Source organism: Xanthobacter dioxanivorans (assembly GCF_016807805.1).
Taxonomy (GTDB): domain Bacteria; phylum Pseudomonadota; class Alphaproteobacteria; order Rhizobiales; family Xanthobacteraceae; genus Xanthobacter; species Xanthobacter dioxanivorans.
The window spans coordinates 3,571,577-3,582,104 of the sequence record NZ_CP063362.1 but is presented as its reverse complement, the minus strand read 5'-3'; the positions used below and the strand labels follow the sequence as shown (position 1 = coordinate 3,582,104).

The following is a 10,528-nucleotide window of genomic DNA, read 5'->3' as shown; positions in this document are numbered from 1 at the left end:
ACAGGGCAGGCGCCACGGGCCCCCTTCCCCGCCGCCGGCCATTGACAGGCAGGGCCCTTCCGCATGCTCTTCAGCCCCGGTACAGACGGGTTTCCTCCAGCGGGATCGCACGGTGACGTCCGAAGGCCATATCCTCATCGTCGACGATGACGCCGAGATCCGCCGCCTCGCCGGTCGCTTCCTGCGCGAGAACGGCCATCGCGTCACCCCCGCCCGGGACGCCCGCGAGATGTGGGAGGCGCTGGAGGCCGGCCCGGTGGACCTCGTCATCCTCGACGTGATGCTGCCGGGCGCGAGCGGGCTCGATCTATGCCGGGAGATCCGCAGGACCTCACACGTGCCCATCATCATGCTCACCGCCCGCGACAGCGAGGTCGACCGCATCGTGGGGCTGGAGATCGGCGCCGACGACTATCTGGTGAAGCCGTTCAGCCCGCGCGAGCTGCTCGCCCGCATCCACGCGGTGCTCCGGCGCATGCGCATGGCCGGCGGCACGCCGCGGGCCGCCGGCCACCTGCTGCGCTTCTCCGGATGGACGCTGGACACTCGCCGGCGCGAACTGACCAATCCGGAGGGCGCGGTGGTGGATCTGTCCACCGGGGAATACGACCTGCTCCTCACCTTTCTCGAAAATCCACAGAAGGTGCTGTCCCGCGACCATCTCATGGACGCGGCCAAGAACCGTACGCCCACCGGCTTTGACCGGGCCATCGACATCCAGGTGAGCCGGCTGCGTCGCAAGATCGAGCGGCGCGAAGACCCGGAGATGGTGAAGACCGTGCGCGGCACCGGCTATTTCTTCGCCCCGGAGGTGGAGCGCGCGTGATCCGCGTTCTCGACAGCCTCGCGGCCCGCACGGCGGTGGTGGCGGTGCTCGGCATCGTTGTCGTCCACCTCGCCAGCCTGTGGACCTACGAGCACGCCATCGAGAGCGAACGCCACGCCGTCCACGCCACCCGCCTCGCCGACCAGCTGGTGGTGATGAAACGCACCCTCGCGCTCGTGCCGCCGGCCGAGCGCGAGGGCGTGGCGCATGACTTGTCCGGCGGCGCCCTCGATGCCCACTGGAGCCGGGAGCAGATCACCGCCCGGGGACCGGGCGCGCCGGCAGCCTCCGAGGCGGGACGCGCAGCCGATGCGCCGCCCCCCCAAGCCCCTGCCACCAATGCCCTTGCGGCCGAGCTCAGGACGCTGGCGCCGGAACTCGGTGCCTCCGACGTGGTGGTCGGCGCGGGGGCCGATCCGCACCTCGCGGTGGTGGGCCTGCGCCTGCCGGACGGCAGCTGGCTGAACGTGCGTCTGTTCGCCACGGCGCCGCCGCCGGCGGGCGGGCACGGCTCGGTGCTGTCCACCAGCCTGATGGCGGCGGGGGTGCTGCTGCTGTCCCTCGCCATCTCCGTCTGGCTGACGCGGCCGCTGCGGGCCATGGCGAAGCGGGTTGCGGGCACGGCGCCGGATGCGCCCCTCGCGCCGCTGCCGGAGACCGGGCCGCGCGAGGTGCGCGAGCTGGCCCATGCCTTCAATGGCATGCAGGCACGCATCGCCGACCTCATCGCCCGCCGCACCCGGGCGCTCGCCGCCGTCTCCCACGATCTGCGCACGCCCATGACGCGGCTGCGCTTTCGCCTGGAGGAGATTCCGGAGCCCGATCTGCGCGCGGCCATGGCAGCGGACATCGGCGAGATGGAGCAGATGGTGGAGGCCACTCTCTCCTATCTGCGCGGCGACGCGGAGGCCGAGCCCGTGCGCGCCCTCGACCTCGTTCCCCTGCTGACGACGCTGGTGGACGATGCCCGCGACCGCGGCCTCTCCGCCACCCTCGAGGCACCGGCGACCCTGGTGGTGCCGGGGCGGCTCGTGGCCCTGAAGCGGGCCATCTCCAACCTCCTCGACAACGCCCTCGCCTATGGCGGCGCGGCCCGGCTCTCCCTGTCCGAGGCGGACGGATGGGCGGTGCTGACGGTGGCCGACGACGGGCCGGGCATCCCCGAGGAACAGCTTGCGGCGGTGCTGGAGCCGTTCGTGCGGCTCGAGGCCTCCCGCAGCCGGGCGACGGGCGGCGTGGGCCTCGGCCTGACCATCGCGGATGCCGCCATCCGCGCCCATGGCGGCACCCTCTCCCTCGCCAACCGTCCGCAGGGCGGCCTGACCGTCACCGTACGCCTGCCCCGGACCCGCTGAAACAAACTGATACGCAAGCGACACGCGGCGTGACGGCAACCACGCTATCGAGGCGATGACAGGTCCAGGGAGCGTGGAAGGTCGAGATCGCAAGATCTGATCGCGCCCCCTCGCTCCAGCGGCCCCCGACCGCTTCGGCCGATTGTCGGCGGCAGGGCGACCGCAGCCCCGTGCGATTTCAGGAACGAAGGCCATGAACATCCAGCCCCTCGCGCCGACGGCCGTCCTCACCCGGCGCCGCGTGCTCGCCCTCGGCGCCGGTGCCGGAGTCGCGGCACTCCTCCAGCCGCGCGCCGCATGGCCGCAGCCGGCCCCGCTGCTCGCCGTGGAAAGCACGACCATCGAGGTCAACGGCAAGCCGGCCAAGGTGTTCGCGGTGAAGGGACCGGCCGGCAGCGGGGTGATGGCGCGGCAGGGCGATCGCCTGACCGGCGCGCTCCTCAACGCCTCCGGCATTCCCCTCCAGATGCACTGGCACGGCCAGGTTCTTGCCCCGCCCGACCAGGACCGCGCCCGCCCGGGCGGCGGCGAATTGCCGTCCGGAGGAAGCGACCAGGTCGACTTCCTCCTCACCCCCGGCACCCACTGGATGCATTCCCATACCCTGGCCGAGCAGCAGCTCCTCGCCGCACCGCTGGTCACACGCGAGGCGGATGCCGGCGACGTGCAGGATGTGGTGGTGATGCTGCACGACTTCGCCTTCCGCAGCCCCGAGGAGATCCTCGCGGAACTGGGAGGAACCGACGCCCACGGGGGCGGCCACGGGGCCCACGCCATGGGCGGGGCGGCCCCGCATGCGGGGCACCCGATGCCCGGGATGGGTGGCCAGTCCATGATGGACCAGGGAATGGGCCATCAGGGCATGTCCATGCCCGGGATGGGCGGCATGGGCGGAGGCATGACGGGGGCGTCGGGCCACGCCATGGGCGGCATGCCCATGGTCCATGCCAACGACGTGGCCTACGATGCCTTCCTCGCCAACCATCGCACTCTCGCCGATCCCGAGGTGGTGCAGGTGGAAAAAGGCGGCCGGGTCCGCCTGCGCATCATAAACGGCGGCACCGCGACGGCTTTCTTCATTTCCATGCCGGGGCTCGCGCCGCGCTGCATCGCCGTGGACGGCTCTCCCTGCGCTCCGGCGCCGGCGGCAGCCTTCCCGCTGGCCCAGGGCCAGCGCATCGACCTCCTGGTGGAGATCCCCGCCGGCGGCGGCGCCTTCCCGGTGCTGGCTCAGGTGGAGGCGGCAGCCCCGCGCACGGGCATCATCCTCGCCACCGCCGGCGCCGCCGTGTCGAGGGTCGCCGAGACGGCGGGCCGGCCGGCGGGCCTCCTCGACCTCGCCTTCGAGAGCACCCTGTCCGCGACCTCGCCCCTTGCCGCCAGAACCCCCGACCGCACCTTCGCGGTGATGCTCGGCGAGGCGCCCGGCTATCGCTGGACCATCAACGGCCGCATCCATGGCGAGCACCAGCCCTTCGTGGTGCGCCAGGGCGAGCGGGTGGAGATGACGTTCATGAACCCCACCGCCATGACCCACCCCATGCACCTGCACGGGCACCATTTCCAGGTGGTGGGCATCGGCGGGCGGCGCGTTTCGGGGCCGGTCCGCGACACAGTGATCGTGCCGCCGCACGCGCCGGTGACGATCGCCTTCGACGCCGGGCAGAAGGGCGAGTGGTTCCTGCACTGCCATCACCTCTACCACATGGCCACCGGCATGATGACGGTGCTTCAGGTGACGTAGGGAAAGATCAGAAGAGACGGAAACCCGCCCCCTTCCGGCCTCAGGCGCCCGTGCTGTAGTGTCGGTCGCAAAAGGGCGGAAAACGGGATGCGCCTTCTTCTGGTGGAGGACAATCTGGATCTGGCCACGTGGCTGGCGAAGATCCTGCGGCGGGACAATTACGTCGTCGATGTCTTCCACGACGGCGAGGAGGCGGACCACGCGCTGAGCGTGACCACCTACGACCTGGTCATCCTCGACCTCGCCCTGCCGAAGATCGGCGGCATGCAGCTCCTGCGCCGCATCCGCCGCCGGCAGGATGCGGTGCCGGTCATCATCCTCACCGCCAATGCGAGCCTCGACGGGCGCGTCGCCGGCCTCGACGAGGGCGCGGACGACTATCTCGCCAAGCCGTTCGACATCGCCGAGCTGGAAGCGCGCATCCGCGTGCAGCTGCGCCGCTCGGCGCGGCGGCCCGACCTGGTGATCAGCTGCGGAGCGCTGGCCCTCGACACCAACACCCGGCTGTTCCAGCTCGCCGGCGCGCCGCTGGCCCTGACCCCGCGCGAGCATGCCGTGCTGGAAATGCTGCTGCTGAAATCGGGGCAGACGGTGAGCAAGACCCAGCTCTCGCAAAGCGTGTTCAGCCTCGACGACCTCGCCGACCCCAGCGCCATCGAGATCTATGTCCATCGCGTGCGCCGCAAGCTGGAGGGATCCGACGTGCGGATCGTGACCTTGCGCGGCCTCGGCTACCTGCTCCAGCATGCGCATTGACAGCCTGCGCCTCCAGCTCCTGTGCTGGCTCCTCCTGCCGCTCGCCGGCCTCGTGGCGGTGAACGTGTGGACGAGCTGGCGCGCGGCGCGCGCCACCGCCGACCTCGTCACCGACCGCACCCTCGACGCCTCCGCCCGCGCCATCGCCGAAGATGTGCGCCTCGATCGCGGCGTGGTGGACGCCACCATCCCGCCGGTGGCGCTGGAGATGTTCGACACCGGCCATCGCGACCGGGTCTATTACCGGGTGGACGGTGCGAGGGGACGCCTGCTCACCGGCTATCCGGACCTGCCATTGCCGCGCGGCACTCCCAAGGAAGGCGTGCCGCTGCCCTTTTCCGGGACCTATCGCGACCAGGAACTGCGGCTCGTGGCGCTACATTACCCCGTGGTCGGCGCCCCCGACGGCGAGCGGGTGACGGTGGTGGTGGGAGTGACGCTGGCGGGACATGCGGCCATGGTCCGCGAATTGTGGATCGGCAGCTTCAGCCAGCAATTGGTGCTGCTCGCCGCGGCGGGCCTCCTGGTGCTGGTGGGACTGCGCCAGGGCCTTGCCCCGCTGCTGCGCCTGCGTGATGCGGTGATGGAGAAGGGCCGCGACGACCTCACGCCCTTGCCCGACCAGGCGGTGCAGAGCGAGCTGCGCCCCCTCGTCGTCGCCCTCAACACCTACATGGCCCGCGTCGCCGGGCAGATGGCGGCGCAGCGCCGCTTCGTGGCCAATGCCGCCCACCAGTTGCGCACGCCGCTGGCGCTGCTGGGCACCCAGGTGACCTATGCCCGGCGCACCACCGATGCCGGCGAGCGGGAGGAGGCCCTCGCCGCGGTCCAGCAGAGCACCCATCGCCTGGCCCGGCTCGCGAGCCAGCTCCTTACCCTGTCCCGCTCGGAGCCCGGCAGCCGCCGCCCGCGCGCCGAGGATATCGACCTGTCCGCCTCGGCGCGGCTGGTGCTGGAGGGGCTCGCGGATCTCGCGGTCCAGCGCGGCATCGACCTGGGGCTCGAGGCGGACGAGCCGGTCGCCACAAGCGGCGATGGCGCCATGGTGCGCGAGGCCATCGTCAACCTGGTGGACAATGCCCTGCGCTACACGCCGACGGGCGGCACGGTCACCGTGGCGGTGCGGCGGGACGCGGATTGGGCGGTGCTGGCGGTGGAGGATTCCGGGCCCGGCATCGCCCCTCAGGAACGGGACAAGGTGTTCGAGCGCTTCTACCGCATGCCGGGAACGCCGGGCGAAGGCTCCGGCATCGGCCTGTCCATCGTGCGCGAGGTGGTGGACGGGGCCGGCGGCACGCTCGCGCTGGTCACCGCGTCCAGCGGCGGGCTGCGGGTGGAAATGCGCTTGCCGGCGACATCCGCCGCCGGCAAGCCGGTAGAAAGTGCGCGCGGGGCCTGAGGACCCGCTCCGAGGCCAGCAGTCACCCCCGCGCGCGAGCCGGGAGGAGGCTCAGTTCTGTTCGCTGTAGGGCACCGGCCGCCACTTCACGAGCCGGTTTTCCACCAGCGTGATGAGGAACTCCATCGCCAGCGCCAGCACCGCAAGGATGATCATGGCCGCGAACACGCCATTGGCGTTGAAGGCGCCCTGCGCCGTGGCGATGAGCAGGCCGACACCCTGCTTGGCGCCGAGGAACTCGCCCACCACCGCGCCCACCAAAGCGAAGCCGAAGGAGACGTGCAGCGAGGCGAGGATCCAGCTCATGGCCGAGGGGATGATGACGCTGGTGGTGATCTGGAAGGGCGAGGCACCGAGGATCTGCGCATTGGCGATCATGGCGCGGTCCGCCTCGCGCACGCCCTGGAAGGCGTTGGCGAACACCACGAAGAACACCATCACCACCGCGAGTGCCACCTTGGACGCCATGCCGAGGCCCAGCGCGATGATGAAGATGGAGCCCAGCACCACGCGGGGGATGGAGTTCGCCACCTTGATGTAGATGGAGAACACATCCGCCAGCAGCTTGTTGCGACCGAGCACGATGCCGCAGACGATGCCGCCGGCCGCGCCGATGAAGAAGCCGAGCACGGTCTCCTCCAGGGTGACCAGGATCTGCACCCAGAGCGAGCCTTGCGAGGTGCCCTCGGTCATCCACACCCAGATCTGCTCGGCGATGCCGGAGGGGCTGGCGAAGAAGAAGGGGTCGATGAAGCCGGTCTGCGCCCCCAGCTCCCAGATGCCGAGCACGCCGACGAGGATGGCGATGCGCAGGGTGATGACGAGGGCGCGGCGGGCCTTGAGCCGGGCGCGGGCCTTGGCCTCGATCTCGGCTTCGGTCGGCACGGCGCGCGGGGTCGCCTGGAACCGGGCGGACGGGGCTTCTGCCTGCATGGTCATGTTTGTCCTCCCTGTGTGTCAGTGGCCGGTGTCGAGGGTGCGCTGCTGGCCGATCTGCACTTCCTCGCGCAGGTCGTCCCAGATGGTGCGGCACTTCTCGACGAAGGCGGTGTCGTAGCGGATCTCCGCCATCACCCGCGGGCGCGGCAGGTCGATGTGGTAGACGCTCTTCACCGTGGCCGGGCCGGCGGTGAGCACATAGACCTTGTCGGCGAGCGCCACCGCCTCTTCCAGATCATGGGTGACGAACACCACCGAGGCGCCGGAGCCGGACCACAGGTCCAGCAGCTCGTCCTGCATGTTGGTGCGGGTCTGCACGTCGAGGGCCGAGAACGGCTCGTCCATGAGCAGGATCTTCGGCTCGTTGATGAAGGTCTGGGCCAGCGCCACGCGCTTGCGCATGCCGCCGGACAGCTGGTGCGGGTAGTGGCTCTCGAAGCGGGCGAGGCCCACGCGGGCGATCCAGTCGCGCGCCTTTTCATAGGCCTGGGCCCTGGGCAGGCCGCGATAGAGGGGGCCGGCCGCCACGTTGTCGAGCACCGAGCGCCAGGGGAAGAGCGCATCCGCCTGGAACACGAAGCCCACGTCCTTGTGGATGCCGGAGACCGGCTCGCCCATGACCCGCACCTCGCCGGCGCTCGGACGGGCGAGGCCGGTGACCAGGTTGAGGATGGTGGACTTGCCGCAGCCGGTGGGTCCGACCACGCAGGCGAACTCGCCGCGATCCACCGTCATGGTGAAATCGCGCAGCGCCGTCATGGACTTGCCGTCCGGGGTCAGGAAGCGGCGGGTGACGTTGTCGAGCTCGATGGCCGGCGCCAGAGCGGCGGCGGGCATCAGCGGCGGGCGCGCGGCCGCAATGGATTGAAGAGACATGCGTTTCCTCCCGTCGCCAGCGCGGGGCGCGGCGACCTGCTGTTCGCAGATGTTGAAAAGGGCCGCGGCGGGTCAGGCCGTGGCGGGGGCGCTGAGCGTCAATTCCCCAGCGTCTTGGCCGAATTGTCGACGAACACGGTGGTGTAGGTCTTCGACAGGTCGATCTGCTTGCCCTGCACATTCTTCGAAAAGGCGGAGAGCACCTTCAGCACCGTCTCGGGGCCATCCTTCGGCATGCGGCCGTCCGGGGTGAACTGGGCTTTGCCCTCGGCGAGACCCTGGATGTAGAGGTCCTTGTCGCCGACATAGTAATCCTTCGGCATCTTCTCGGCGATCTCGGCGGCCGAGTGGCTGGCGATGAAGCGCATGGTGCGCACAAAGGCGTTGGCGAGCTTCTGCGCCTCGTCCTTGTGGCCGTCGAGCCAAGCGTTCTGCACGTAGAAGGAGGCAGCGGGATAAGGTCCGCCGAGCGCTTCCAGGGTCTTGCCCGGGGTGCGCATGTCCACCAGGATCTTCGCGACGCCGGTCTTCACCAATTGCCCGATGGTGGGCTCGGTGGTCATGCCGGACTGGATCTGGTCCTGCTTCATGGCGGCGATGAAGGTATTGCCGGCGCCCACCGGCAGCAGCGAGAAGTCGCCGGGCTTGAGGCCGGCCCGCGCCGCGAGATAGCGGGTGAGGAAGTCGGTGGACGAGCCGAGGCCCGTCACACCCAAGGTATGGCCCTTGAAGTCGGCCGGCGACTTGATCTGGTCGGCATATTTGGTGGCGACCATCTGCACCTCGCCGGGCGCCTGGCTGAACTGCACCACGGAGGTGATGAACTTGCCCTTGGCCTGCAGGTCGATGGTGTGATCATAGAAGCCGACAACGCCCTGCACGGCCCCGGCGAGCAGCTCGTTCTCCGCCTCCACGCCGGCGCGGGTGTTGATGAGCTCGATGTCGAGCCCCTCGTCCTTGAAGTAGCCGAGCTCGCGGGTGAGCACGGCCGGCAGGTAGATCTGCTTCTCCATGCCGCCGACGATGATGGTGAGCTTTTCCGCGAACGCGCTTCCAGACACCAGAAGGCCGGCGGCGACGGCAAGCGAGCCGGCGAACGCGCATAGGCGCAGGTTCGGGCGCTGTCCCGCCTTGCGGGAGAGGGGGAATTTCATGGCATGACCTTCCTTGAAGGGCGCTGTGCGCGCTCGTTTCCTCGTAGCGGCGATGCCTTGGGGCATTCTTGGTGGTGCGGCCGTGGAGGTTTCCGACCCGGCCATTCCACCCTTCATAGGCGCCCCAAGCTTTCAGCCGGCTTTCATTGCGAGGCCACGATCCATCGTTTTGAATTTTTCGCCGCGCCGACGGCACCCGTGTCAGCCGAAGCGGCGGGCGGCCTCGATGGTGAGCCCGATGCCCACCGAGCCGAACGTGTCGCCGTCCACCACCTTCGCATCCGGCAGGGCCCTCGTGATGGCGCGGCGCACATGGGCGAGGCGCGTGGAGCCGCCGGTGAGGAAGAGGGCGTCGATCTGCCCGGCGGCGAGGCCGGCGGCTTTCAGGATCTTGTCCATGCGCGCGCCGATGCGGGCGGCGAGCTCCGCGGTGTTGCCGGCGAGATCCTCCCGGGTGAGGGAGACCCCGAAGCCGTCCTCCATCCAGCCGAGGGGGATGCGGGCGGCGGGCGCGTCGGCAAGATCGATCTTCGCCGCCTCCACCGCGCCGGCCAGGGCATGGCCGCGCCGCTCCTCGATCACCTGCACAAGCCGGTCGAGGCGATCGGGCTCGATGGCGTCGCGCCGCACCTGGCGGATCTCGCGCAACACCTTGGGCTCGTAGACCCGGTTGATGGAATGCCAGCTGGCGAGATCGTGGAAATAGGCCGAGGGCACCTCGAGATTGTCGCGCTTCATCGCCGAGCGGAAGCCGAGCAGCGGCATGAGCGAGCGCAGGCTCAGCACCCGATCGAAGTCGGTGCCGCCGATGCGCACGCCGTCATTGGCGAGGATATCGCCCGCCCGCTCCACCGCCCTGCGGCGATCGGGGCTGATGCGGACGATCGAGAAGTCGGACGTGCCGCCGCCGATGTCGGCGATGATGGCGAGTTCCTCGCTGGAGATGTGCTGCTCGTAGTCGAGGGCGGCGGCGATGGGCTCGTACTGGAACAGCACGTCCCTGAAGCCCACCTCGTGGGCGATCTGGCGCAGCGTGGCCTCCGCCTTGCGGTCGCCCTCGGCATCGCCGTCGACGAAATGCACGGGGCGTCCGTGCACCACCGCGGTCAGGGCGCGGCCGGCCTCCGCCTCCGCGCGGGCCTTCACCTCGGCGATGAAGCGCGCGATCACCGCGCGGAACGGCGCCCGCTGCCGGCCGATCGGCGTCGCCTCGTCGATCAGCGCGCTGCCGAGCACGGACTTGAGGCCGCGCATCAGGCGCCCGTCGACCCCCTCCACATAGGCCTCGATGGCAGCGCGGCCGATACGGCTCGACCCGTCGGTGCCGAAGAAGATGGCGCTCGGCACAGTCTTGTGGTGGCCCTCGAGATCGCACAGGGCCGGCACGTCCCCGCGCGACACGCCGAGAGTCGTGTTCGAGGTGCCGAAGTCCAGTCCGCAGGCGCTCATCCGATTCTCCAAAGCGGGGCTTCTTGATCG

The 10,528-nt window shown here is 70.0% G+C and carries 9 protein-coding genes; 5 read left to right on the top strand and 4 right to left on the bottom strand.

What is annotated here, in order from left to right:
- Positions 1-112 precede the first annotated feature (112 nt).
- From EZH22_RS16655 to EZH22_RS16635, 5 genes are all read left to right on the top strand, one after another.
- Complete coding sequence (locus EZH22_RS16655; protein ID WP_203191658.1) at positions 113-826, top strand: response regulator; 714 nt, start codon at positions 113-115, stop codon at positions 824-826.
- A complete protein-coding gene (locus EZH22_RS16650) occupies positions 823-2,181 on the top strand; it encodes an ATP-binding protein (RefSeq protein WP_203191657.1) in 1,359 nt (452 codons plus the stop codon). Before EZH22_RS16655 ends, EZH22_RS16650 begins: the two co-directional genes overlap by 4 nt.
- Positions 2,182-2,374: 193 nt before the next feature.
- Positions 2,375-3,925: a multicopper oxidase family protein gene (locus tag EZH22_RS16645; RefSeq protein WP_203191656.1), complete on the top strand. Its 1,551-nt coding sequence runs from the start codon at positions 2,375-2,377 to the stop codon at positions 3,923-3,925.
- An 87-nt stretch (positions 3,926-4,012) separates the two neighbouring features.
- A complete protein-coding gene (locus EZH22_RS16640) occupies positions 4,013-4,681 on the top strand; it encodes a response regulator (RefSeq protein ID WP_203191655.1) in 669 nt (222 codons plus the stop codon).
- The gene (locus EZH22_RS16635; RefSeq protein ID WP_203191654.1) at positions 4,671-6,080 is read left to right on the top strand and encodes a sensor histidine kinase; all 1,410 of its coding nucleotides are present in this window, start codon (positions 4,671-4,673) and stop codon (positions 6,078-6,080) included. Before EZH22_RS16640 ends, EZH22_RS16635 begins: the two co-directional genes overlap by 11 nt.
- A 51-nt stretch (positions 6,081-6,131) precedes the next feature.
- Here the strand turns inward: EZH22_RS16635 and EZH22_RS16630 are convergent, their stop codons facing one another.
- The 4 genes from EZH22_RS16630 to EZH22_RS16615 form a co-directional block, all read right to left on the bottom strand.
- Positions 6,132-7,019: an ABC transporter permease gene (locus tag EZH22_RS16630; protein ID WP_408647608.1), complete on the bottom strand. Its 888-nt coding sequence runs from the start codon at positions 7,017-7,019 to the stop codon at positions 6,132-6,134.
- 18 nt (positions 7,020-7,037) lie between these two features.
- Complete coding sequence (locus EZH22_RS16625) at positions 7,038-7,895, bottom strand: ABC transporter ATP-binding protein (protein ID WP_203191653.1); 858 nt, start codon at positions 7,893-7,895, stop codon at positions 7,038-7,040.
- Between the two features lie 98 nt (positions 7,896-7,993).
- The gene (locus tag EZH22_RS16620; protein ID WP_203191652.1) at positions 7,994-9,049 is read right to left on the bottom strand and encodes an ABC transporter substrate-binding protein; all 1,056 of its coding nucleotides are present in this window, start codon (positions 9,047-9,049) and stop codon (positions 7,994-7,996) included.
- A 201-nt stretch (positions 9,050-9,250) separates the two neighbouring features.
- Positions 9,251-10,498 (bottom strand): Hsp70 family protein, encoded by a 1,248-nt coding sequence (locus EZH22_RS16615; protein ID WP_203191651.1) that lies wholly within the window; start codon positions 10,496-10,498, stop codon positions 9,251-9,253.
- Between the last annotated feature and the right edge of the window lie 30 nt (positions 10,499-10,528).

Excerpts from the sequence above, each read along its gene's own strand:
- EZH22_RS16625 (WP_203191653.1), bottom strand. The coding sequence starts at position 7,895 with ATGTCTCTTCAATCCATTGCGGCCGCGCGCCCGCCGCTGATGCCCGCC.
- EZH22_RS16635 (WP_203191654.1), top strand. The coding sequence starts at position 4,671 with ATGCGCATTGACAGCCTGCGCCTCCAGCTCCTGTGCTGGCTCCTCCTG.
- EZH22_RS16640 (WP_203191655.1), top strand. The coding sequence starts at position 4,013 with ATGCGCCTTCTTCTGGTGGAGGACAATCTGGATCTGGCCACGTGGCTG.
- EZH22_RS16645 (WP_203191656.1), top strand. The coding sequence starts at position 2,375 with ATGAACATCCAGCCCCTCGCGCCGACGGCCGTCCTCACCCGGCGCCGC.
- EZH22_RS16630 (WP_408647608.1), bottom strand. The coding sequence starts at position 7,019 with ATGACCATGCAGGCAGAAGCCCCGTCCGCCCGGTTCCAGGCGACCCCG.
- EZH22_RS16615 (WP_203191651.1), bottom strand. The coding sequence starts at position 10,498 with ATGAGCGCCTGCGGACTGGACTTCGGCACCTCGAACACGACTCTCGGC.
- EZH22_RS16620 (WP_203191652.1), bottom strand. The coding sequence starts at position 9,049 with ATGAAATTCCCCCTCTCCCGCAAGGCGGGACAGCGCCCGAACCTGCGC.